19 protein-coding genes are annotated in these 22627 nt (G+C 65.7%); 9 read left to right on the forward strand and 10 right to left on the reverse strand.

The annotated features are described in order from the left end of the window. Window positions 1–15 precede the first annotated feature (15 nt). Window positions 16–4122 (forward strand): bifunctional diguanylate cyclase/phosphodiesterase, encoded by a 4107-nt coding sequence (locus HZZ16_RS19115; RefSeq protein WP_197950535.1) that lies wholly within the window; start codon window positions 16–18, stop codon window positions 4120–4122. Here the strand turns inward: HZZ16_RS19115 and HZZ16_RS19120 are convergent. From HZZ16_RS19120 to HZZ16_RS19140, 5 genes are all read right to left on the reverse strand, one after another. Next, a complete protein-coding gene (locus tag HZZ16_RS19120; protein WP_197950537.1) occupies window positions 4096–4437 on the reverse strand; it encodes a hypothetical protein in 342 nt (113 codons plus the stop codon). The genes HZZ16_RS19115 and HZZ16_RS19120 overlap by 27 nt on opposite strands. A 224-nt stretch (window positions 4438–4661) precedes the next feature. After that, on the reverse strand, window positions 4662–5654 hold the full coding sequence (gene galE / locus HZZ16_RS19125; protein WP_197950539.1) for a UDP-glucose 4-epimerase GalE: 993 nt from the start codon (window positions 5652–5654) through the stop codon (window positions 4662–4664). A 19-nt stretch (window positions 5655–5673) separates the two neighbouring features. Continuing rightward, window positions 5674–6477 carry a WecB/TagA/CpsF family glycosyltransferase gene (locus HZZ16_RS19130; protein WP_197950543.1) on the reverse strand — a complete coding sequence of 268 codons (804 nt, stop codon included), beginning with the start codon at window positions 6475–6477 and terminating at the stop codon, window positions 5674–5676. Further along, on the reverse strand, window positions 6470–8845 hold the full coding sequence (locus tag HZZ16_RS19135; protein WP_197950545.1) for an exopolysaccharide transport family protein: 2376 nt from the start codon (window positions 8843–8845) through the stop codon (window positions 6470–6472). Before HZZ16_RS19135 ends, HZZ16_RS19130 begins: the two co-directional genes overlap by 8 nt. Window positions 8846–9136: 291 nt before the next feature. Further along, window positions 9137–9937 carry a class I SAM-dependent methyltransferase gene (locus HZZ16_RS19140; RefSeq protein WP_197950547.1) on the reverse strand — a complete coding sequence of 267 codons (801 nt, stop codon included), beginning with the start codon at window positions 9935–9937 and terminating at the stop codon, window positions 9137–9139. A 322-nt stretch (window positions 9938–10259) separates the two neighbouring features. Here HZZ16_RS19140 and HZZ16_RS19145 point away from each other — a divergent pair, with 322 nt between their 5' ends. Next, complete coding sequence (locus HZZ16_RS19145) at window positions 10260–11288, forward strand: glycosyltransferase family 2 protein (RefSeq protein ID WP_197950549.1); 1029 nt, start codon at window positions 10260–10262, stop codon at window positions 11286–11288. 221 nt (window positions 11289–11509) lie between these two features. On the opposite strand, the gene HZZ16_RS19150 is transcribed toward HZZ16_RS19145, so the two are convergent. Beyond that, complete coding sequence (locus HZZ16_RS19150) at window positions 11510–12496, reverse strand: glycosyltransferase (RefSeq protein ID WP_197950551.1); 987 nt, start codon at window positions 12494–12496, stop codon at window positions 11510–11512. 249 nt (window positions 12497–12745) lie between these two features. On the opposite strand from HZZ16_RS19150, the gene HZZ16_RS19155 reads away from it, so the two are divergent. The 4 genes from HZZ16_RS19155 to HZZ16_RS19170 all read left to right on the forward strand — a co-directional run bounded on the left by HZZ16_RS19155 (window position 12746) and on the right by HZZ16_RS19170 (window position 17305). After that, window positions 12746–13849: a glycosyltransferase gene (locus HZZ16_RS19155; RefSeq protein WP_197950553.1), complete on the forward strand. Its 1104-nt coding sequence runs from the start codon at window positions 12746–12748 to the stop codon at window positions 13847–13849. A gap of 3 nt (window positions 13850–13852) precedes the next feature. After that, entirely contained in the window at window positions 13853–15205 is a 1353-nt protein-coding gene (locus tag HZZ16_RS19160; RefSeq protein WP_197950555.1) for an O-antigen ligase family protein, read from the forward strand. Continuing rightward, complete coding sequence (locus HZZ16_RS19165) at window positions 15202–16347, forward strand: GNAT family N-acetyltransferase (RefSeq protein ID WP_197950557.1); 1146 nt, start codon at window positions 15202–15204, stop codon at window positions 16345–16347. The genes HZZ16_RS19160 and HZZ16_RS19165 overlap by 4 nt, the downstream gene beginning before the upstream one ends. Before the next feature lie 73 nt (window positions 16348–16420). Further along, a complete protein-coding gene (locus tag HZZ16_RS19170; protein WP_197950559.1) occupies window positions 16421–17305 on the forward strand; it encodes a protein-L-isoaspartate O-methyltransferase family protein in 885 nt (294 codons plus the stop codon). A gap of 66 nt (window positions 17306–17371) precedes the next feature. Here HZZ16_RS19170 and wrbA read toward each other — a convergent pair whose 3' ends face one another. The 3 genes from wrbA to HZZ16_RS19185 all read right to left on the reverse strand — a co-directional run bounded on the left by wrbA (window position 17372) and on the right by HZZ16_RS19185 (window position 19606). Continuing rightward, on the reverse strand, window positions 17372–17971 hold the full coding sequence (gene wrbA, locus HZZ16_RS19175; RefSeq protein ID WP_197950561.1) for an NAD(P)H:quinone oxidoreductase: 600 nt from the start codon (window positions 17969–17971) through the stop codon (window positions 17372–17374). Between the two features lie 148 nt (window positions 17972–18119). Continuing rightward, on the reverse strand, window positions 18120–18818 hold the full coding sequence (locus tag HZZ16_RS19180) for a pirin family protein (RefSeq protein ID WP_197950563.1): 699 nt from the start codon (window positions 18816–18818) through the stop codon (window positions 18120–18122). Window positions 18819–18853: 35 nt separating this feature from the next. Next, a complete protein-coding gene (locus HZZ16_RS19185) occupies window positions 18854–19606 on the reverse strand; it encodes an SDR family NAD(P)-dependent oxidoreductase (protein ID WP_197950565.1) in 753 nt (250 codons plus the stop codon). A gap of 117 nt (window positions 19607–19723) precedes the next feature. Between HZZ16_RS19185 and HZZ16_RS19190 the strand changes: the two genes are divergently transcribed. Continuing rightward, a complete protein-coding gene (locus HZZ16_RS19190) occupies window positions 19724–20659 on the forward strand; it encodes a LysR family transcriptional regulator (protein WP_197950567.1) in 936 nt (311 codons plus the stop codon). A gap of 145 nt (window positions 20660–20804) precedes the next feature. On the opposite strand, the gene HZZ16_RS19195 is transcribed toward HZZ16_RS19190, so the two are convergent. Next, entirely contained in the window at window positions 20805–21062 is a 258-nt protein-coding gene (locus tag HZZ16_RS19195) for a hypothetical protein (protein ID WP_197950569.1), read from the reverse strand. A gap of 146 nt (window positions 21063–21208) precedes the next feature. On the opposite strand from HZZ16_RS19195, the gene HZZ16_RS19200 reads away from it, so the two are divergent. Together HZZ16_RS19200 and HZZ16_RS19205 are read left to right on the forward strand one after the other, a co-directional pair. Beyond that, complete coding sequence (locus tag HZZ16_RS19200) at window positions 21209–22195, forward strand: tripartite tricarboxylate transporter substrate binding protein (protein WP_197950571.1); 987 nt, start codon at window positions 21209–21211, stop codon at window positions 22193–22195. Between the two features lie 96 nt (window positions 22196–22291). Further along, window positions 22292–22627 (forward strand): hypothetical protein, encoded by a 336-nt coding sequence (locus HZZ16_RS19205; RefSeq protein ID WP_197950573.1) that lies wholly within the window; start codon window positions 22292–22294, stop codon window positions 22625–22627.

The following is a 22627-nucleotide window of genomic DNA, read 5'->3' on the forward strand; positions in this document are numbered from 1 at the left end:
CTGGGAGCTGAGATCGTGCCGACGACACTCGCGCGCACCTTTGCGGCGCTGAGCGCCATCAATGAAGCGATTCTTTACGCGAGATCGCCGGAGGAGCTGTACCAGAAGGTCTGCGACGCCGGGTTTTCGAGCGGGGATTTTCTGGCCGTCGCCGTGTTCCTGGTCGAACCGGACGGCCGAAGGTTGTGCTTCGCGGCCGGCTGTGGCGACGACATTCCGCGGCTGCGTTCGATCGTGATCACGACGGAAGCCGGCACGCAGGAGGGGTCCGGCGTCGGCGGCGAGGCGTTTCGCGATCAGAAGCTGTGCGTCAGCAACGATTATCTGAACGATCCGCGCTCGCTGGCCTGGCGCGAGGGCGCTGCCAAGGCCCATATCGGTGCGGCCGCGGCGCTGCCGCTGCTCTGCAACGGCAAGAGCGTCGGCGTCTTGTATGTGACGCGGAGAGAGGCCAACTCGCTGAACGAGCAGATGGTGTCGCTGTTCGAGCGCATGTCGGCGAACATTTCCTACGCGCTGGACAATTTCGCGCGCGAAACCGCGCGCCAGACCAGCGAGCGGGCGACCCGGCGGCTCAACCGCATGTTCGGAGCCATCAGCGCCACCAACGAGGCCATCCTGCGCGCCAAGTCCGAGCAGGAGCTGTATCAATTGGTGTGCGACGCCTCGGTCCACGACGGCAAGTCGCTCGCGACCTTCGTCTTGCTGCGCGAGCCGAATTCGCACTGGCTGACGCCGGTCGCGGCGACCGGCCAGAATCTTCATCTGATCAGGCAGGCGCGCTACTCGATCGATCCCGACAATCCTCACGGACAGGGCATCTCCGGCCAGGTCTTCCGGACCCAGAAGGCGATGGTCGAAGACGATCTCGCCGGTCGTACCAAGGGAACGATCTGGGAGCAGGCCAACGTCAATGCCGGATCGGTCGCCTGTGTCGTGGCGCCGCTGATCAAGCGCGGAACCAGCGTCGGCGTGATGTTCTTCTTCGTCAGCAAGTCCTGGGCGAAGGACGAGGGCATCGTCGCGCTGTTGCTGCGCATCACCGAGAACGTGTGCTTTGCACTCGAGAATTTTGACCGCGACCAGGAGAAGGCGGAGATCGCGCGCGAGGAGGAGCGGCTCGCGCGCATGTACGCCGCGCTGAGCGCCACCAATGAGGCGATCATCCGGGCGACCTCGCGTGCCGAGCTGTTCGATCTGGTCTGTGAAGCGTCGGTGCAAGGCGGCAAGTTCGGATCGGCAACGATCGCACTCGCCGATCCTGCGTCCGAGCGGCTGCGGGTTGTCGCCTCCGCAGGGCCAAACTCGGACGAGGTGCGCAGGCTCAAATTCGCCACCACAGATAACGTACCCGAGGGACGCGGCCTGACCGGCACGTGCTACCGCACCGGGCGGCCCTGCCTCGCCAACGATCTGATGGCCGATGACCGCCTCAAGCCGTGGCACGAGAGTGCCCGACGTACCGGTGTGAAGTCCTCCGCTGCGTTGCCGTTGCTGAGCGGCGACCGGGTCGAGGGCGTATTCCTGTTCAATTCCCTCGAGGTCGGCACGTTCACGCCGGAGCTGGTGGAACTGCTCGAGCGTCTCGCGCGCAATGTCTCATTTGCGATCGCAAATCTCGACCGTGCCGATGAGAAGGCCAAAGCCGACAAGCAACGCGACCGCCTGAGCGGCATGTTCGCGGCATTGAGCGCCACGAACGAAGCGATCATGCGCGCCGAGACCCGCGAGGAGTTGTTTGAAGTTGCCTGCCAGGCGGCCGTGCTCGGCGGCATGTTCGCATCGGCGACGATCGGGATCATTGACGAGACACGCGAAGTCGTGCGGGTCGTCGCCGGGACGGGACGTCTCCAGGAGCGAATGGTCGGGCGTACCTGCATCATTTCCGCCGACCATCCCGAGGGCCAGGGCATCATCGGGACGTCGCTGCGGACGTGCCGGCCCAGTGTGATGAACGATTATCTGAACGAGCCGCGCTCCGCATATTGGCGGGCGAAGGCCATCGAGGATGGAACACGGGCTGCGGCGAGCTTCCCGCTTCTGAGAGCGGGACGGGAACCGGTTGGCATTCTGCTCTTCCTCGCACCGGAAGAGAATACGTTCACGCCCGATCTGGTCGAGCTGCTCGGGCGCCTCGCGGAGAACGTCTCCTTCGCACTCGACAATTTCGAGCGCGCCGAGGAGAAGGACCGCACCGAAGCGCAGAAGGAGCGCCTGACGCGCATGTTCGCCGCCCTGAGCGCGACCAACGAGGCGATCATGCGCGCGAAGTCGCGTGCCGAGCTGTTCGACCTCGTCTGCCTTGCGGCATCGAACGGCGCCAAGTTCACTTCGACCACGATTGCCCTGGCCAGACCCGGCACGGACCAGCTCGAGATCGTCGCCGCCGCCGGTCCGTCCGCCGGCACCACGCGCAATGTGCGTCTCTCCATCGATCCCGAACGGCCCGAAGGGCGCGGCATGAGCGGAACGGCATTCCGCACGCGCCAGCCCTGCATCAGCAACGACTATCTCAACGACGACCGCGTCCGTGTCTTCCACCCCATCGTGCGCAGGGACGGCGCGCGGTCGGGCGCCGCGTTTCCGCTGATTGCGCACGACCAGGCGGTCGGCGTCATGATCTACATGTCGACCGAACCGGCGACCTTCACGCCCGAATTCGTCGAGCTGTTGCAGCGCCTCGCCGACAACGTCTCCTTCGCGATGGAGAATTTCGATCGCGCGGACGAGAAGAACAAGGCCGACGAGCGCATCGAATACCTCGCCTCGCACGACAGCCTGACCGATCTGCCGAACCGCGAGACCTTCAACGGGCTGTTGCGCGAGGCGATCGATGCGGCGCAACGCCACGATCACCGCTTTGCGGTGCTGTTCATCGATCTCGACCGCTTCAAGGTCATCAACGATTCGCTGGGTCACGAGGCCGGCGACCTGCTCCTGCTCGAAGTGGCGAACCGCCTGCGCGGCGCCCTGCGGGCGAGCGACGTAGTCGCGCGCCTCGGCGGCGACGAGTTCGTGGTGATCCTCGACCAGTGCGGCGAGATCGAGGACGTCCAGCGCATCGCGACCGGGCTGCTCGCCGCGCTCGCCGAGCCCATGCAGCTGGCCGGCCACGAGTGCCATTCCACCGCCTCGATCGGCATTGCGATGTATCCGGCGAACGGCTCCGACGCGCAGACCCTGACCAAGAACGCCGATATGGCGATGTACCTCGCCAAGGAGGATGGCAAGAACGGCTATCGCTTCTTCTCCAACGAGGTGAAAACGCAGTCGATCGAGCGGCTGTCGCTGGAGAGCGCGCTGCGCCGCGCGCTGGAGCGCGAGCAGTTCTCGCTCAATTACCAGCCCAAGGTGGACATGGCGACCGGTCAGATCACGGGCGTCGAGGCGCTGCTGCGCTGGGCGCATCCCGATCTGGGCAACGTCTCGCCGGCCCAGTTCATTCCGCTTGCGGAGGAAACCGGGCTGATCGTGCCGATCGGCCGCTGGGTGCTGAAAGAGGCCTGCGCGCAGGCCATGGCCTGGCAGCGCCGCGGCCTGCTGCCGCTGTCGATGGCGGTCAACCTGTCGCCGCGGCAATTTGCCGACGAGCATCTGTTGCAGGACGTCGACGAGGCGCTGGCGGCCTCCGGCATGTCGCCTGTGCTGCTCCAGCTCGAGGTCACCGAGAGCATGATGATGCGCAATGTCGGCCGCGCGCTGAAGGTGCTCGACTCCATCCAGAGCCGCGGCATCCGTCTCGCCATCGACGATTTCGGCACCGGCTATTCGTCCATGTCGCTGATGAAGCACTTTCCGATCGACACCATCAAGATCGACCGCTCTTTCGTGCGCGACCTGCCGCAGGATTCGGAGGATCAGGCCATCGCGCAGGCGATCATCAGCATGGGCAAGGCCCTCGGCATGACCGTCGTCGCCGAAGGCGTCGAGAATGCCGAGCAGGAGGCGTTCCTGCGCGCCCATGGCTGCGACGAGATGCAGGGCTTCCTCGTCTCCAAGCCGCTGCCGGCGCGGCAGATGGGCGAGCTGTTGCGGCCCACCGTGCTGCCCGTCGCGCCGCCGCTCCAGCCGGAAGCGGCCGGCGAAGACGCAGCCTCAGGGCTGAAACGCGCTGTCATCTGACGGCTGCGGGTGCAGCTCGCGCACGTCGTGCTCTTCCCCCTCGGCCTTGCTCGGGAAATCCTGGGGGCCCGTCAGTGACGTCTGCTCGGTGAACAGCGCGAGAATGGCGCGCGCGCCCGCGGCGAAGCTGGTCCCTTCGCTCAGATTCAACGCGCAGCAGCACGTTGGGCTCATCGGCTCCTGGTCGTCGACCACGGCCATCGCAGGGCCCCACCACCAGGCAGGCGCGGGCGAACGCTCGTCCACCGGCACGACATGCCAGCGGACGAACTCCTCCATCACGCGTTCGAATTCCAGGCGTGCAGCCTGATGCATATGCTCGATGCTCCCAGAATCGCGTCCGACGACGGGTCGACACGCTGACTTGATCGTCACGTCGCTCGGAAAAATCGGCTCGTGCAACAGGGCCGAACCATGCAGGCCGACGTCGTCGTCGGCAATGCGGAACGCGCGGCTGTCGGCGATGCGCCGGCGCAGCCACGATGATTCATTCTAGCCGCTGGAGGGCACGGCAAGCAAGCAATTGGAGCCGCAATTGCCTAACGCGGCCTGAACGGATGCGCCTTCTGGTGCCAGGCCCAGGCCGTGCGGACGATTGTCGGCAGGTCGGAGTGACGGGGGACGAAGTTCAGCACCTTTCTGGCGGCAGTGGGATCGGCGACCAGAAAGGTGGGATCGCCGGCGCGGCGCGGCTTGATCGTGTGCGGCACCTCGCGCCCGGTCTCCTGCCTGATGGCGTCGAGGATCTCGCGCACGGAAAAGCCGGAGCCGGTGCCGAGGTTGAAGCTGCCGCCGGCATCGCCTTGCTCCAAGAGCCTCAAAGCCGCGACATGCGCCGCCGCAAGGTCCGTGACGTGGATGTAGTCGCGGATCGCGGTGCCGTCGGGCGTGTCGTAATCGTCGCCGAAAACTGCGAACTCGACATGGCCCTGAAGCGCCATCATCGCGCGGGGAATGAGGTGGGTTTCGTTGTCGCGCAGCTCGCCGATGCCGCCGGCCGGATCGGCGCCGCTGGCATTGAAATAGCGCAGGCAGAACGCGCCGAAGCCGTAGGCCGTGCGGTAATCGGCGAGCATGCGCTCGATCATCAATTTCGACGCGCCGTAAGGATTGATCGGCGCGCAAGGAAAGTCTTCCGGCAGCGCCTTGGAATCGGCGTTGCCGTAGACCGCGCCGGTCGAGGAGAACACGATGCGATGGCAGCCCGCGTTGCGCATCGCCTGCAGCAGCGACAGCGTGCCCTGGACGTTGTTGATGTAATATTTCTGCGGGTCCGTCATGGATTCCCCGACCAGGCTTGCCGCCGCGAAATGCATCACCGCCGTGATCTTGTGGTCGGCGAAGGCGCGCGCCAGCGCCGCGCCGTCGAGCAGATCGCCCGTCACCAGCGGGCCGGATACGAAGCTGCGATGACCTGTCGAGAGATTGTCATAAACGACGGGCTGATAGCCGGCGGCAGTCAATGCGCGGCAGGCATGCGAGCCAATATAGCCCGCGCCTCCGGTGACGAGGACGGTCGGTCGGTCGGTCATGTCGTGTTCTGCTCTTCTCTTAGCGGAGGGGGCGGTTGCGGCTGAAGAGAAGATAAAACGCGCGGGGGTTGGTGGTCAAATAACGCCAGAGCAGACGGCGGGGCTCGAGCAAGGTGCGCCAGGCCCATTCGAGTCCGATCTTCTGCATCCATTGCGGCGCACGGGAACGGCTTCCTGACAAGAAGTTGAACAATCCGCCGGATGTCTTGATGACGCCAACATTGGTCAGCTGCGGCGTGAATTCCTTCACGAATGCCTGTTCGTTGGGCACACCGAGCGCGACCCACAGATAATCCGGCGCCAGGGCGTTGATCTCCTCGATCTTGGCACGCAGCGCCTCGCCGCGCAGATAGCCGTGGCTGCGCCCGACGATCTTGAGACGTGGATACATCCTCTGAACGTTCTCGACCGCAGCGGCGTTCTCGGGCTCGCTTGCGCCGAACATGTAGAAGGTGCGGCCGGCGGCTTCGGCCTTGCGCGCGACGATGTGGAACAGGTCCGTGGTTGCGACGCGCTCCGGGAGCGGGAACCAGGATTGCAGCTTCGAAGCTGCGACCAGCGGCTGACCGTCGGCGTTGATCAAGTCGGCGGCACGGAACAGGCGCTCGGTCTGCGGCTCGGTCGAGCAGCGCGCCAGCACCTCGCCATTGGCCGAGGTCAGGAACAGCGGACGGCCGATGCGATGCTCGGGATTCGTCGCCTCGATCATAAAATCGGCGGTGGCTTCCAGGTCGAGCGCGGCCATGCGAAGTCCGCCGACGGTGATTCTCGGCACGTCGGCAGTTGCTGCCCGTCCATCGAGGTTGACGCGGCGCTCAAGCATATTGTCTGCCTCGTTGACGCGCTTGCATTGCAGGGGTGAGCTCGTCGAGCACGACGCCGACGAGCTTGCGCTCGGCCTCGCCGAGCGCGGTCAAGATCTCTTCCAGGCCGTCGTTGACGTCGAGGCTGGTCGGCAGCACGGCCACCAGCGAGTCGATGTCGTCGAGCAGCTTGCGGCCGTCGGCCGCGAGCGGAATGGTCGGGCCGTCGAGGATCACGAGATCATAGCCGCCGGCGGAACGGGCCTGCGCAATCGCCTTGCGGATGGCATCGGCGGCCTTGCCGGCGTCGCCTTCGGCGGCCGGCAGCACCGAGATGCCGTTGACCGTCTTGATCTCGCGTGCCTCCTTGCTGCCGATCGAGAGCCAGCCGAGCCTGCTCGGCTCGCTCTTGCCGGGACGGATCACCCTGTTCGAGAGCGAGCGCGTCTGATGGTCGGCATCGATCATCAGCACGCGGGCGCCGTCGCGTGCGGCCGCCAGCGCGAAGTTCAGCGCGGCCACGCTGCGGCCGCTGGTCCTGCCCGCACCGACGAGCGCGACGACCGGCATCGCCTTGCCACCGGCGCGCCGCGCCACCGCCGCGCGCATGTCGCGCCAGGCGTTGAGCAGGCTCGTCAGGGGAAAGCCCGGGCGCAGCGTCGGCCAACCCAGCCTTGTGAGATCGACGCCTCCGCCTGTGGGGAGTATGGCGCCGAGCGTATGGATGACGTCGGCCTCCTGGAAGCGTGCGATCAGCGGCTTCTCGATCACTGGCTGCTCGACCATCGAAGGCTGCGGCGCCGGCGCGGCAAGCTCCGGCGTTGACGGCGCAGCTTCAGGAGCGCGCGAGGCCTGCCGCGGCTGAGCAACCTCCGCAGCGCGCGCGAGCTCCGGTGCTCGGGACGCCTGTGGCGCCGGCGTGCGCTCACGCCGGGCGGGTGCCGGCGTCGCAGGCGCGGTTGCGCCGGCGAACAGCAGGTCTGCCACAACGAACCAGCTCGATGCGGCGATCGCCCCGAAGATGAAGCCGATCATGGCGAACAGGCTCATGGCCGGTGGGAACGAGCGGCGCTGCGGCACTGTCGCCTCGCCGATGACGCGGGCGGCCGAGGTGTTCAGGCTCTCCTGCTCCTCGGTCTCGCGCGAGCGCTTGAGAAAGGACTGATAGACCTCGCGGCTGGCATCGGCTTCGCGCTCGAGCTCGCGCAGGCGCACGGCGGCCTGGCTGAGCTGGACGCTCTGCCGCTTCTGCGCTTCCAGCGCGCGGTTGAGCGAGGCCTCGAAATCCCGGGCGCGCGTCAGATCGTTCTTGGCGGACTGGGCGAAGCGGTCGATCTCCTCGTTGATGGTGCGCTTGAGGTCCTCGACCTGCTTCTCGGTCTGGCGCAGCGCCGGATGGCGCGGGCCGAGCTCACCGGTCTGCTCCGCGTATTTCTTCCGGGCGTCGGCATATTGCGCGCGCAGGTTCGCAATGGTCGGCGATTGCAGCGCCTCTGGAATCGCGCCGGCATCGGCGGCGGTGCGGCGGCTCGCCTCGATCTGGTCGAGCCGCGCCTGCGCATCCATCGTCGCCACACGGGCCGCGGAGAGCCGCTGGTTGCTGGCGGAGAGCTGCTGATCGCTGATCAGCGCATCCTGGGTGCCGACGAAGTTGTTCTGGGCCTTGTAGGTCGCCAGCGCGGTCTCGGCGTTACGCAGCCGGTCGCGCAGCTCCTTCAGGCGGCTGGAGAGATCGTTGGTTGCGCGCCGTGCCGCCGAAGCCTGCGACTTGCGGGATTCCGCGAGATAGGCATTGGTCAGCGTGTTGGCGAGCATCGCCGCCTTGGCGGGATCCGTCGACCAGACCTCGACGTCGACGATGAAGCTCTTCTCGGTCTTGCGGACGGCGATGTGCCTGTTTAGCGCCTCGAGCGCCGCAAGCTGCACCTCCTTCGTCTCCGCAGCGGAGGACGCGCGGGGCTGCAGGCCGATCAGGCCGAGCAGCGACGACATCAGGCTCCCAGCCTCACCGCCTCCGAATTCCGGATCCTTGTCGAGACCGGCCTGCTGGATCACCTGGAGCAGCACGCTGTTGGAGGTGATCATGCGCGCCTGGCTCTCCACCACCATGGCCATGCCGGACACGTCCTGGGCCCGGGGCGTGAGCTCGCGATCGACGAGCTGAAGCTCGCGCGGGTCGACGTAGAGCTGAGCGGTGGCGGTGTAGCGGGGCGTCACGCTCTTGCCGATGGTGACGGCAAGCGTCGCGCCGAGCAGGGCGGCCGCAGCGATCGGAACCTTCCGCCGCCAGAGCAGATTGGCGAGCTCCAGCACGTTGAAGCCGACTTGAGGCTTCCGCTCAGAGGCCTCCGGTCTGGCTCGATCGATCGGCTGGTTATAATCAAGCATGATCCCCAGCTTTCATTCCAACTGCCGCGGGCTGAGGGGTTACTCTTCGCTTTACGCCACGCACCCGGGATATAGGTGCCCAATCAACGCAACAGGGAAAATTAACCATACTCATTGAGGGACTATTCACCGAAATGGCAAACAAAGCGTTTAAGCGCATGCCATCCCTCGGCACGTTACCGTGACGCTCGCGATATTCGCCGCGTCCAGGAATTAACGGTTCGTTACCGCGCGCAGCATGGCCGCGAGCCGCCGCTCGTCCGGTGATGGGCCGCCTACGCGCCATCGCCGTCAGATTCTCCGCAGGATGACGTGATAGTCGCCGCGGCGGACGTCGGTGCCGCGCGACAGCACGGCGTTGAGCACCGCTGCACCGGCGTCGACCAGGGCCGCAAACAGCGGCTTGCGCCGGCGCATCTCGGGATAGCGCGGACTTTCGACCTCACGACGATAGATCATCTCGAGGCCGTTGGCGGCCGCGAATGCTTCGAGCCGGGGCAATGTCACCAGCGGATGGAAGAAGGTCGGGAACGGCGGCTCGCCCGGCAGGCCGGCGTCCTTGATGCCGCGGATATGCCGGTAGAACCAGACGTGAAACCAGTGCGGCGAATATTTGGTGACGAACCCGGAGATCGAGCGCGGATTGGGTGCGCCGATCAGGATCATCCCGCCGCGCTTCAGCGCATCGCGGAAGTTCAGCAGCGCGGCGTCGACATCAGGCAGATGCTCGATCACGTTGTAGCAGATCACAAGATCGAAGGTCTCGCGGTTGAAGCGATAGGTCTGGACATCGCCGAGGATCGCCTCGTCGGCGTAGGTGTTGTTGCGGACCTGGTCCTCGTCGATATCGACGACGGTGACCTTGCTGCGGCTCAGTAATTCCGGTGGCAGAACGCTGCACGAGCCGCCGCCGGCTTCATAGATGGCGAGCCGTCCCTGCGGCAGTTCGCGGCGCAGCACGTCATGGACGGTGAGCAGGCTGTCGCGGGCTTCGCCGGGGACGAGATCATGAAGCGCTTCGGCATATGGCGTGGCCGCGGGGATTTGGATCGGCGTGGCTGTCGCGAAATCGATCGTGGCTGGCTTGTTCATATTCTCTGACCGCGCTTGTTCTATTCAAATTTACAGGAAAAAATGCGCCTGCCCGAAGAGCAAATCCGATGCCGCATCGTCTCACCGGTCGCAGTGCTTACGACCCGGTTAATGCGCATGCGCATTAACTACGGCATTGTTCATGTTGGGCTGGCGTCGGCGCATGGACCGCCAATTGCAGCATGACGCGCGGCGAACTTGGTGGCCATGGACCGACCGGCAGCCGTCCATTTTGAGACGCATCTGTCCCGCGGCGATGTGCCGTCGTGGGACGCGCGATCGAAGCAGGGCTTTTTCAATACATCTCGGACATCTAGACCTCATGACATTGATCCCGACAGACCTGTCTGCCGCGCGCATCTCGGATGCCGTGCGCGATCCCAACCGGGAGATCGTGGCGAGCTCTCGCGTCATCGACCTGTCGGTCGGCATCGTCGTCTGTGTTCCCTGCTTCCGTCGTCCGCAACACCTGCGCCTGACGCTGGAATCGCTGGCGAGCCAGCGCACCCCGCGTTCCTTTGCCGTCGTCATGGTCGAGAACGATGCGGTGCGGCGCGAAAGCGCGCCTGTTGCCGCGGAGTTCTTGGCCGCTGGAAGGCTCCAGGGCGTCTGCCTTTTCGAGAAGCGACAGGGAAATTGCCAGGCGATCAATGCTGCCTTCGAGACGGCGCAGGAGCTGTTTCCCGCCGCGACCCGTTTCCTGATGATCGACGACGACGAGATCGCCTCGCCGGACTGGCTCGAACTGATGGTCCGAACCGCGGAGGCGACCGGCGCCGACGTGGTCGGCGGGCCGGTGCTGCCGGTCTTCGACGACGACAGCAAGCCCTGGCTTTCGCGTCATCCCGCCTTCTGTCCAGCCTATGACTACAGCGGTGCGGTGCCGCTGATCTACGGCTGCGGCAATTGTCTGATCACGCGTGCCGCCTTCGAGCGGTTCGACCGTCCCGCGTTCGACCTGCGCTTCAATTTTCTCGGCGGCGGCGATTGCGACTTCTTCGTGCGGTGCCGTGACGCCGGCATGCTGTTCCACTGGACGACGGAGGCCGTCATCACCGAGACCGTGCCGCGCAACCGCACCAGCCTCGGCTGGATCGCAAAGCGCGGCCTGCGCATCGGCGCGATCAATTATCGTGTGCAGTACAAGGCCGCCCCGAGCGTAGCAGCGCGGGCGCGGGTGTTCGCGCAGATGTTGGGGCGCTTGCCGCTGTCGCTCCTTCGCGCTGCGGCCTTGTTGCCGTCGTCGAAAGGCGTCGTCGCGATGCACCCCGTGATGGTTGCATTTGGCGCCGCCCTGGCGGCTCTCGGCCTCGAGCCGAAGCCTTACGAGGCCTCGAAAATCGCGTCTTGAGGCGGCGGCGACTAGAGCATGATGAGATCAGGTTGATTGCTACACGGTAAGTGCACTCCCTCTCCCGCTTGCGGGAGAGGGCCGGGGAGAGGGTGTTTCCGCAATGAGATAGCCCCCTAGAGGAGAAAGCCCTCACCCGCGCCTACGGCGCGACCTCTCCCGCAAGCGGGAGAGGTTGCAACGAGCCCATGGCAAGCGATTCAACCTAAAGCCCTTGCGCTTTAGATGCCGAAGCGCGCGAGGGCGACCCGGATCGCCGAGCGTGGCAGCGATGTAAGCGACCGCCGGCCGATCATCGCAAGATACGCGAATGCTTGGCGATACCTGCCGAAGCGGACCGCCTGCATCGCCGAATAGGTGACGAGATGAATCTCGGCGGCGAGGCGCAGCCCGGCTGTCATGCGCTCGGGCAATCTCGCCAGGATCAATCCGTCATCGAACACCCGCGCGATGGCCGGGAAGAAGTCCTTTGGCGTCCGGACCGCGGCGTTCATGGTGTTGGCGATGTGAAGACGATAATCGAGCAGCAACTCCGGCGCGAACTCGAATTCGCCGATCGCAGCGAGGCGGCACCAGCAATGCCAGTCCTCGCAATATTTGAGGGACGTATCGAAGCCGCCGATGGCACGGAAAGCTTCCGCGCGTGCGAGCGCGATGCCGCCATTGACGATGAAATTGCCGGCGGCCAGCCGCGTCAGCACGTCTCCGGACGGCTTCCGACGGCCCTTCAAGAGGCCGCGTCGGCCGATCTGGCGGCCTTCGCTGTCGATCGTGTTGTAATCGCCATAGACGAGAACGGCGCGCGGCGCGCCGCGCGCTGCAGCGAGCAGCGCCGCCACCGCGCCGGGGCGCAGGCGGTCGTCGGCATCGAGGAAGAGCAACCACTCGCCGCTTGCCCGCCTTGCGCCGAGATTGCGTGCGGCCGATACGCCAGCGGAATCGTTGCGGATCAAGTGCAGCCGCGGGTCACGCATGCCGCGGACGATCGCAACGGTTTCGTCGTCCGAGCCGTCGTCCACGACGATCACCTCGGTCACCTCGCGCTGCGCCAGTACGCTGGCGAGCGTCTCGCCGACATAGGCCGCAACGTTCTTGGCGGGAATGACGACCGATACCGATGTGGTCGAGCCGACCTGAAGCGGCAAGCGCGCTGGCGCCGCCGCGCGCGAGGCGGCCGGCAGTTCGAGAACCTCTTCGGCGGTGATCAAGCTACGGCTCGCCTTTAATGATCTGTTAACCAGGCCCCATGTGCCGCGCTGGTGACGCTGGCGATCTCGAAGCCCGGTGTCCGCGGATGATACTCACATTGCACTCGAACCGTTGCCGAGAAGGCTCGTGTGCCGCCTGTTTCGTAGAATAACGTTAAGCCGCTGGCATTAAGCCTGTGGCAAATTTGGAAGAGTGCGGCGGCCTGCCCCGTGCGAGAATGCGCATCGGACTGCCGCGGATGGAATCCAGTGCCCGCAAACACGTTCGAACACGCCCCCGATACGATGATCCTGAACCTCTTCTACGAGGACAAGGATGACCGCTGGTTTCCGGGCGATCGGCATCTGCGGCGCATCGCCCGCCGGTTGTTGCTCGGCGAGCCGCGGATGAGCGGCCAGCTGCGCGTGTTCCTCAATCTCTGTGCGGGACTCGACCGGCTCGGCATCCGCTACCGCGTCAACGATTACGGCTACATCGCGCAACATCCCGACGAGCTTGCCTGCATCATCGGGCGCACCTTCCTGCTCGACAAGTTCGCATGGAGGAACCCGATCCTGCTCGGCGTTGCCGCCCACAATCATCCGCTCGACGACCCTGACCTGTTCAAGCGTCTGCCGGTGAAGAAGGTCGTGGTGCCCGGTCCCTGGTACGTCGACATGTACCGGCCATATTGGCCCGATACCGAGGCCTGGCCTGTCGGCATCGACACGAATCTCTGGGCGCCGTCGGCTCAAGCCCAAAAGACCGTCGATGTCCTGATCTACGACAAGGTGCACTGGGACCGCGAGCGCTACGCGCCGGAGATGATCGAGCCCGTGCGCGCCCGGCTCATCAAGGAAGGCCGCTCGTTCACTGAGCTGCGCTACGGCAGCTACAAGGAAGCAGATTATCAGGCTGCGCTCGCGCGTTCGCGCGCGATGATTTTTCTATGCCAGAGCGAGAGCCAGGGCATCGCCTATCAACAGGCCTTGTCCTGCGGTGTGCCGGTGTTTGCCTGGGATCCGGGCGGGCCATGGCGCGACCCCGATTATTATCCGCACCGCGTGCAGTTCGCGCCGGTATCGTCGGTGCCGTACTGGGACGAACGCTGCGGCGTCAAGTTCACCGACATCGCCGGCTTCGAGGCGGGCTGGGACAAGTTCTGGGCCGGGTGCACCGCGGGCGAGTTCGATCCACGCGGCTACATCCTGGACAATCTCACGCTGGAGCAGCGGGCGCTGCAATATTACGAGATCGCGCGGAGCATCATGCGGCAGCCCGCGGTGTCGCAGACCGCCGCAAGGCCCGTTGACGAAGCCTCGGAAGGGTTGAGCCGCGAGCCAAAGCCTCACCCGCGCCACCAAATGTCTTGAACCATGGACCGCAGCGCCGCCGACATGACCGACGTCGAGGCCCGATCGTGGGGCCATGTCCTGCGCGACCGCCTTGCAGGGCTCGATGCCGTGCAGGTGGCGCGCTGCCTCGTCGCGGTCGGGGCGCTGCTGCTGGTGCTGGTGACGCTCGATCCGTTCCCGGACCTGCGCAATCCCGACGTCACCGTCATCGTTGGCGGACGAATGGCGCTGACCTATATCGTCTGGGGCCTGCTGGCTGCGGTCGCTATGCTGTGTGTCGCTGCCACCGATGCGCCCGCGCTGAAGAGCCTGGTGACGCCGCTGCATCTCTGCCTGCTGGGCTGGCTTGTGATCAACATCGTCTTCTCCGAGAGCCGCGGCGTTTCGATGCAGCGATTCGTGCTCACGGTCAGCGTGACGTCGCTCGCCATCGTGTTGCCGTTGCTGCCGCCGACGCAGCGCAGCTTCAATTCTTGCCTCGGTGCCGCCGCACTCGTGCTGCTCGCGCTCTGCTATCTCGGCGTCGTCCTCGCGCCGCAATATGCGATCCACACGGCGCTCGACGTCACCGAGCCGCAGCTCGCCGGTGACTGGCGCGGCAGCTTTGGCCACAAGAACATCGCCTCGGCCGTGATGACCATCCTGGTCTATGTCGGCATCTACCTGTCCGCCGTGGGCTCGTTCGCGATGGGACCGGCGATCGCCGTGCTGGCCGGCACCTTCCTGATCTTCACCGGCGGCAAGACGTCGTCGGTGCTGTGCCTTGCGATCTACGCGCTCGCCTCACTGGTCTATGTCACTCCTAGCCTGTGGCTGAAGCGGATCATCTGCTTCGTGCCGCTGGTTGCGATGAACCTGTTGACCGTCGGCAGTGTCGTCAGCCCGGCGCTGGCGGCGATGACGCGGCTGCTTCCGCTCGATCCCACCTTCACCGGACGCTCCGCGATCTGGGACTTCGCGCTCGCGGCCGTCGCCGAGAAGCCGATCATCGGCCACGGCTATGCTGCGTTTTGGGACGATGTGAGTGCGCGGGCCACCGCTCAGGGCGCCGAATGGGCGACATCGGCGGCGCACAGCCACAATAGCTACCTCGATCTCGCGGTCACGATCGGTCTGCCGGGGCTGCTGCTCGTGATTCTCATCTTCGTGCTCGCCCCGCTCGGCAATTTCCAGACGGCGCAGGCTCACAGCCGCAGTGGCGCGCTGGCCAAGCTGTTCCTGACCGTTTGGCTGTTCGGCCTGTACTACGGTGCCACCGAGACCTTCCTGCTCGAACGACAGAATCCGATCTGGTTCATGTTCGCGCTGGCGGTGGCTGGCCTGCACTTCCTGGCGAGGTTCCAATGCATCGAGCAGAGCGAGCCCCGCCGATGACCCTCCTCAGCATCGAGCAGCCCGATGATCTTGCGTCCAGCGCGCCGGCCATCGCGGTCGATGTCGTGCGTGACTGGCGGCACGCGGCCTCGCGCTTGAGCGCCGGGCACCGCACCGCTTTCCAGCACGCTGACTGGCTCGGCGCCTGGTACGAGGCGTTTGTCGACGTCGCTCCGCTGATCGCCGTGATCTCCGATGCTGCCACCCGCAAGGACATCGCGGTCGTACCGATGATCAGCCATGTCAGGCGAGGTATCCGCATCGTCGAGTTCGCGGACCTCGGCGTCTCCGACAACAACGCGCCGATTCTGGCGCGCGATGCCGAGTTGGATGCGGGGGCGACGGACGCGATCAACACGGCGCTGATCGGCGCGTTGCGCGCGCTGCCCGATCGTCTCGATCTGCTCCGCCTGAAGAAGATGCCGGCAGAGGTCGGCGGCAAACCGAACCCGCTGGTATCGCTCGGCCGGATCGGATCCTCCTCGCTCAACTGCAATCTCGTGTTGATGGGCGACGACCATGACGACTATCAAGCCGCGATCAAGCGCCTGCAGATGCCGCGCTGCTGGCGGGTCTTCGGCCGTCATGCCGGCGCGCGGTTCGAGATCGCCGCGGATGTCGCGCGTGCGCACGAACTGCTGGACGTGATGGATGCCCAGCAGCACGCGCGCATGCGCAAGCTCGGCTCGCCGTTCGTTCTCAACGACGACACCCACGCGCGATTCTATCGCGAGGTCGTCCGCCAGGGCCTCGCCCAAGGTCATGTCATGGTCTCGGCGCTGGTGTGCGACGAAGGCGTTGTCGCCACCGCTTTCGGCGTCAAGCATGGCGCGACCTATATCCTGCTGCGCATCAGCCATGCCGGCGATCAATGGTCGAGCTGCTCGCCGGGCCTGCTCGTCATCGAGCGCACCATGGCCGCGCTGCATGCACTGGGCGTGCGCCGTTTCGACCTCAGCATCGGCAATCAAGCCTACAAGCGCCGTTTCGGCGCCGAGAGGGTGCCGCTGACCGACGTCAGCGTCGCGCTGTCCTGGCGCGGTCTGCCCTTCGCCTGGCGCGATCACGCAGCTCAAGGCGTGCGGCGCTATCCGAAGCTCGCCGCCCTCGCAGCGAGGGCGATGGGCAAGGGAGCGCGTTGACGCCGCACCGGATTGCAAGGTCACTCGAACATCGCAATCGATGTGCTATCGTCGCCTCAATAACGGAGGCGGCATGGAAAATCGTTCGGCAAAGTATCGTGCATTCTATGCGCAGTTGATTTGCGCGGCGGCGAAGGCTGCGGACCCTCGCCTCGAGCAAGCCTTTCGGACCGTCAGGCGCGAGCCGTTCGTCGGGCCCGGGCCTTGGTCGATCTGTCTCGGCGGTCATCCCTATGTGGTCACGCCTGACGATGATCCCGCCTTCCTCTATCAGAACGCGCTGTTGGCGCTGGACCCGGCGCGCGGTCTCAACATCGGAATGCCCGGTGCGCACGCTTTTTGGCTCAACGGCTGCGCCGTGAAGGAAGGCGAGACCGTGGTCCAGATCGGCGCCGGCAGCGGCTATTACACCGCGATTCTCGCGCATCTCGTCGGCCCCGGCGGCCGCGTTCACGCCTATGAGATCGACGAGCGTCTGGCGGGACTTGCGCGCGACAATCTGAAGGACATCGCCCATGTGGACGTGCGCGGACGCTCGGGCATTGCCGCGGATCTGCCGACGGCCGACGTGATCTATGTCTGCGCGGGCGCGGCGCAGCCGGCGGCGGAATGGCTCGATGCGCTGCGGCCCGGCGGCCGGCTGGTGTTTCCGCTCGCGCCCGAAGGCATGCTCGGCGGCATGTTGATGATCACCCGGCCGGAGGACGGTGCGATCTGGCCGGCGAAATTCCTCAGCCGCGCCCAATTCATCGGCTGCGCGGGATTGCAGGATGCCGAGGCCGGCCGACGATTGGGCGAGGCGTTCGCGAAAGGTTGGGAAGGGGTGCAGTCGTTGCGGAGAGAGGGCGCCCCCGACCAGACATGCTGGTTTGCCGGTGAGGGCTGGTGGCTTTCGACGGCGCCCGCACCTATACGGACGGAGCCGGTTCGGCCTCACGCCGACATCACGCAGATTTAACGGTGACCTAACCCAAGCCCGGATCGGGGACGGCATTCCCGACCGAGAATGCCGCCCGGGGTCGTATCAGCCATGCAGCTTTTTGGCGGTCTCCGCGATCTGGCGGCCCTGATAGCGCGCGCCGGCGAGCTCGTTGGCGCTGGGCTGGCGGCTGCCGTCGCCGCCGGTGATCGTGGTGGCGCCATAGGGCGCACCGCCCGTGACCTCGTCGAGCTTCATCTGGCCGGCAAAGCCGTAGTTCATGCCGACCACGACCATGCCGAAATGCAGCAAGTTGGTGATGATCGAGAACAGCGTGGTCTCCTGGCCGCCGTGCTGGGTCGCGGTGGCAGTGAAGGCGCCGCCGACCTTGCCGTGCAGCGCGCCCTTAGCCCAGAGCCCGCCGGCCTGGTCAAGGAAGTTGGCCATCTGCGAGGCCATGCGGCCGAAGCGGGTGCCGGTGCCGACGATGATCGCGTCGTAATTGGCGAGGTCCTCGACTTTGGCGACCGGCGCGGCCTGATCGAGCTTGTAATGCGAAGCTTTCGCGACCTCGGGCGGCACCAGCTCGGGCACGCGCTTGATGTCGACGGTCGCGCCGGCCTCGCGCGCGCCTTCGGCGACGGCATTGGCCATCGCTTCAATATGGCCATAGGCGGAATAATAGAGGACGAGAACTTTGGTCATGGTGGTCTCCGTGGGCTGATGAGGTGAGCCGTTCTGTTCGGTGTCGTTGCCGGGCTTGACCCGGCAACCCATCGCTCTTCGAAAAGCTCTTTGCTAAGGGGATGGATGCCCGGGTCAGGCCGGGCATGACGAGCTTGTGGTTGGCGCGTCACGCCGCGTCGACGAGCACGAGCTCGGAATCTTCGAGCGCCGTGATCTTCAGCCTGGCCTCGTCGCGGATTGCGGCGCCGTCGCGGGCATTGACGCGGACGCCGTTGATCTCGACGGCGCCTGCCGCCGGCACCAGATAGAGATGCCGCGACTTCTGCGGTTCATACTCCGCGCTCTCGCCCGCTTTCAGCGTGGTGGCGAGCACCCGGGCATCGGCGCGGATCGGCAGTGCGTCCGTGTCGCCCGCAATGCCGCTGGCGATGGTGACGAGCCTGCCGGAGCGGTCCGCCTTCGGGAACGGCTTCGAGCCCCAGGTCGGCTGTCCGCCGCGCTCGGTCGGCTCGATCCAGATCTGGAAGATCCGCGTCCTGGTCGGCTCGAGATTGTACTCGGAGTGGCGGATGCCGCTGCCGGCGCTCATCACCTGCACGTCGCCCGCTTCAGTGCGGCCCTCGTTGCCGAGGCTATCCTGATGGGTAATCGCGCCCTCGCGCACATAGGTGATGATTTCCATGTTGGCGTGGGGATGGGCGGGAAAGCCGGTGTTCGGCGCGATCTCGTCATCGTTCCAGACGCGCAGCGCACCGTGGCCCATGTTGTTCGGGTCGTAATGGCCAGCGAAGGAGAAATGATGTTTTGCTTTTAGCCAGCCGTGATCGGCGCCGCCGAGCTTATTGAAAGGTCTGAGTTCGATCATTTGCGTAATCCTTGGGTGAGTGGTTGGCGCCTTGTTCAGGCGCCGAACCCGCCATCGACGTTGAGCACCGTGCCGGTGATGAAGGATGCTTCCGGGCTTGCGAGGAACACGATTCCGGCGGCCACCTCCTCGGGGCGGCCGAAGCGCTGCAACGCGTGCTCCTTGCGCTGGGTCTCGGCGAATTCGCCGCCGTCCTTCGGATTCATGTCGGTGTCGATCGAGCCGGGCTGCACCACGTTCACGGTGATGCCGCGCGGGCCGAGGTCGCGCGCCGCACCCTTGGTGTAGCCGACGATGGCCGCCTTGGTGGCGACGTAGTCGGCAAGGCCCGGGAACGAGGCGCGGTCCGCGAGCATCGAACCGACGGTGACGATGCGACCGCCGTCACCCATCAATTGCGCGGCGGCGCGGATCGCCGCGATCACGCCGTGAACGTTTATCGCGTCCTGGCGGGCAAACGCCTCCGCGTCGGCCTTGGGATCGTCGATTGCGCCGCCGGCGGCGACGCCGGCATTGTTGACGAGAATGTCGAGATGGCCGAATTCCCTGGCGACGTCGTTGACGAGCTGCGTCACCTCCTTCGCGGAGGCCTGGTCGGCCTTGAACGCACGCGCCTTGACACCCTTCGCCTTCAGCTCGGCGACGACGGCCCCCGCCTTGTCGGGCGAGGCGACGTAGCTGATGGCGACATCCGCGCCTTCATCGGCGAGTGCACGGGCAGAGGCCGCGCCGATGCCGCGCGAACCGCCGGTGACGAGGGCAACCTTGCCGGAGAGCTTCTTGGTCATTGGATTTCTCCATGTCCTAAATGTCTGATGGCTCTTGGATAAGCATTCGCCTGTGGTATAGAAATAGAAACTGTTGAAACGCATTGTTTCCTTAAATGCCCCCAAGGACCGGCTGCCATGGCAAAACTCCCAGACTTCGAAGCGCTCGCGATCTTCGCCAAAGTCGTGGAGCTGCGATCATTTGCCGGCGCTGCGAGCGAGCTTGGGATGTCCAAGGCCACGGTGTCCAAGGCGGTCACGCGATTGGAGGAGCGGCTGGGCGCGCGGCTGTTCAACCGCACCTCGCGCCGGCTCGCGCTGACCGATGCCGGCCACAAGCTGGCCGAGCGTGCGACGCGCCTTTTGGCCGACGGCGAGGCCGCCGAGAACGAGGCGCTGGCGCAGTCGGTGGCGCCGCGTGGCCTGGTGCGGCTCGCCGTGCCCATGACGTTCGGCATCAAGGCGGTTGCGCCGCTGCTGCCGGAATTCTTCGAGACCTATCCGGAGGTCTCCGTCGACCTGCACTTGAGCGATGCGACCGTGGATCTGATCGGCGAAGGTTTCGACATGGCGGTTCGGATCGCGCGGCTGCCGGACTCTTCGCTGATCGCGCGGCGGCTCTTCACCATGCCGCGGTACACGGTCGCCGCGCCGTCCTATCTCAAGAAACACGGCCGGCCGACGCACCCGATGCATCTCGCCGCGCACAAATGCTTCAGCTACGCCTATCTGTCCACGCCCAACGCCTGGCACTACACCAATTCGGCCGGCGAGCAGGCCAGCGTGCGCCCGGGCGGCCAGCTTCGCGTCAACAACGGCGAAGCCGTGATGCCCGCGTTGATCGCGGGCCTCGGCATCGCCGAGCTGCCGGAATTCATCGTCGGTGAGGCGATCTCGTCGGGCGAGGTCGAAGTCATCCTGAAGGACTGGAAGCAGGCCGAAGGCGCCGTGCACCTCGTGACCCCGCCCGGCGGCCCCCGCCCCGCGCGCGTCGAAGCGCTCGCCGATTTCCTCGCAGCCAAGCTGCCCGGCACGTGCAAGCGGCGGCCGCGCGGGAAAGTGAAGGGGACGTAGCGCGGACGGCTTCAACACCCGTCATTGCGAGCCACCGGGTCCGCGCAAAGCGCGGCCCGATGACAGGCGAAGCAATCCAGAATCTTTCCGCGGCGACAGTCTGGATTGCTTTGTCGCAAGAGCTCCTCGCAATGACGGGGTGTGGCTACGACACCTTCACGCCATGGATCGCGACAACGCGCAGGCTCGGCGTCAGCGTCCCCTCCAATTGCGCCTTCAATTCGTGAACGCGTGGATCGCTCGACCGTGCCGCACACACCCCATATTGATGGACGGATCGCGCCAGCGCGCGCCGCGCTTCCGGCGTTCGCGTCAATTCGGGCGTCGAAAGCCGCAACACGATCGCTGCGAGATTCACCAGCATCTCGTCCAAGGCGACGTCGATGGTTCCAAGATTGTGCATCACTCACTCCCTGGAAGGCCAACGGTGGCTGCAGGCCGGCGTTCCTGGCCACCCCAGACAATGGCTAACGCTTGGTAAACGACTTGTTCTTGCCGGCCGCCACGTTAGGCTGGCGGGCGAAACAAGAAAATCAGGGGAGGGCCACCATGGATCGACGCGATCTCTTGCGCGCCGCTGCGGCATTGCCGTTGCTGCGGCTGGCGTGGCCGGACAAGGCCTTCGCGCAAACCTATCCGGCGCGCAACATCACCATGATCGTGCCGTTCCCGGCCGGCGGGCAGGCTGATCTCGCGGCGCGACCGGTTGCGGCGGCGTTGGAGCGGATCCTCAGCAAGCCCGTGATCGTCGACAACCGCGCGGGAGGCGGCGGTGGATCGGTCGGCAATGCCGCGGCCACGCGAGCCGAGCCCGACGGTTACACGCTGCTGATGACGCTGTCCTCGCTCGCGGTGCTGCCCGAGGCCGACCGGCTGTTCGATCGTCCCGTCGCCTACGAGCTCTCGCAGTTCATGCCGATCGCGCGCGTGCTCGCCGATCCCACGCTGCTCGCGGTGCCGGCCTCGGCGCCCTGGAGAACCGCGCAGGAATTCGTCGAGGATGCGAAGAAGCGGCCGGCCCAAATCGCCTATGGCTCGTCCGGTCCGTACGGCACGCTGCATGTGGCGATGGAGATGTTCGCGAGCAGCGCCGGCATCAAGCTGCTGCACGTGCCGTTCCGCGGCGCGGGGCCCGCGCTGACCGCCATCCTCGGGGGCACCGTGCAGGCGATCGCCGCCGCACCCGGCACGCTGAAGCCGCAGGTCGACGATGGCAGGCTGCGCGTGCTCGGCAATTGCGGCGCGCAGCGCATCGCGAGCTTCCCCGATGTGCCGACCTTCCAGGAGCTCGGCTACAAGGACGTCGAGTTTTACATCTGGGCCGGGCTGTTCGCGCAGAGCGCTCTTCCTGCGCCGATCGCGACACGCCTGCGCGAGGCGATGGCGCAGGTGATGACGAGCCCTGACGTCCTCAAGGCGTTCGAGACCTCAGGCAGCCTCGTCGCCTATCAGGACGCGCCGGCCTTCGCGCAGTTCATCGCGGCGGACAGCGCGCGTCTGATCGCGGCGGTGAAAAAGATCGGCAAGGTGGAGTAGGTTCCAATCGCGCTTTTCACATTTTGTTGTTGGTCCAGAACAAGCTCGCGTCTCATTGATTGAAGAGAATTCGAGAGACTTGGGAAGGATCTGGACATGCGAGCAGAGCGGATCGCGCTAGGTGTGGCGCTTGCGGTCGGCGGCATCGTGGCGCAGAGCGCTGCATCCGCGCAGGAATACCGCGGCACGATGGAACAGCAGATGGCCTGCACGCCCGATGTGTGGCGCCTGTGTAGCGATCAGATTCCGGATGTGAACCGCATCGTAGCCTGCTTGCAGCAGAACACGCCGCAGCTTTCGAGCGGCTGCCGTGCGGTGTTCCAATCCAGCAACCAGGTGCAGCCGCAACAGGTGCCGCGCAATCGCGCCGCGCCGCCACCGCGCTACAACGCTCCGCCGCCTCCACAGCGGCCTTACGACGAGGATGACTAG

Source organism: Bradyrhizobium glycinis (assembly GCF_016031655.1).
GTDB lineage: Bacteria > Pseudomonadota > Alphaproteobacteria > Rhizobiales > Xanthobacteraceae > Bradyrhizobium > Bradyrhizobium glycinis.

What these genes read in the sequence shown, in the direction of transcription:
- HZZ16_RS19195 (WP_197950569.1), bottom strand. Translation starts at nt 21,062, where the DNA reads ATGCACAATCTTGGAACCATCGACGTCGCCTTGGACGAGATGCTGGTG.
- HZZ16_RS19185 (WP_197950565.1), bottom strand. Translation starts at nt 19,606, where the DNA reads ATGACCAAGAAGCTCTCCGGCAAGGTTGCCCTCGTCACCGGCGGTTCG.
- HZZ16_RS19145 (WP_197950549.1), top strand. Translation starts at nt 10,260, where the DNA reads ATGACATTGATCCCGACAGACCTGTCTGCCGCGCGCATCTCGGATGCC.
- HZZ16_RS19165 (WP_197950557.1), top strand. Translation starts at nt 15,202, where the DNA reads ATGACCCTCCTCAGCATCGAGCAGCCCGATGATCTTGCGTCCAGCGCG.
- HZZ16_RS19190 (WP_197950567.1), top strand. Translation starts at nt 19,724, where the DNA reads ATGGCAAAACTCCCAGACTTCGAAGCGCTCGCGATCTTCGCCAAAGTC.
- galE (WP_197950539.1), bottom strand. Translation starts at nt 5,654, where the DNA reads ATGACCGACCGACCGACCGTCCTCGTCACCGGAGGCGCGGGCTATATT.
- HZZ16_RS19205 (WP_197950573.1), top strand. Translation starts at nt 22,292, where the DNA reads ATGCGAGCAGAGCGGATCGCGCTAGGTGTGGCGCTTGCGGTCGGCGGC.
- HZZ16_RS19140 (WP_197950547.1), bottom strand. Translation starts at nt 9,937, where the DNA reads ATGAACAAGCCAGCCACGATCGATTTCGCGACAGCCACGCCGATCCAA.
- HZZ16_RS19200 (WP_197950571.1), top strand. Translation starts at nt 21,209, where the DNA reads ATGGATCGACGCGATCTCTTGCGCGCCGCTGCGGCATTGCCGTTGCTG.
- HZZ16_RS19170 (WP_197950559.1), top strand. Translation starts at nt 16,421, where the DNA reads ATGGAAAATCGTTCGGCAAAGTATCGTGCATTCTATGCGCAGTTGATT.
- HZZ16_RS19180 (WP_197950563.1), bottom strand. Translation starts at nt 18,818, where the DNA reads ATGATCGAACTCAGACCTTTCAATAAGCTCGGCGGCGCCGATCACGGC.
- HZZ16_RS19135 (WP_197950545.1), bottom strand. Translation starts at nt 8,845, where the DNA reads ATGCTTGATTATAACCAGCCGATCGATCGAGCCAGACCGGAGGCCTCT.
- wrbA (WP_197950561.1), bottom strand. Translation starts at nt 17,971, where the DNA reads ATGACCAAAGTTCTCGTCCTCTATTATTCCGCCTATGGCCATATTGAA.
- HZZ16_RS19130 (WP_197950543.1), bottom strand. Translation starts at nt 6,477, where the DNA reads ATGCTTGAGCGCCGCGTCAACCTCGATGGACGGGCAGCAACTGCCGAC.
- HZZ16_RS19120 (WP_197950537.1), bottom strand. Translation starts at nt 4,437, where the DNA reads ATGCATCAGGCTGCACGCCTGGAATTCGAACGCGTGATGGAGGAGTTC.
- HZZ16_RS19160 (WP_197950555.1), top strand. Translation starts at nt 13,853, where the DNA reads ATGGACCGCAGCGCCGCCGACATGACCGACGTCGAGGCCCGATCGTGG.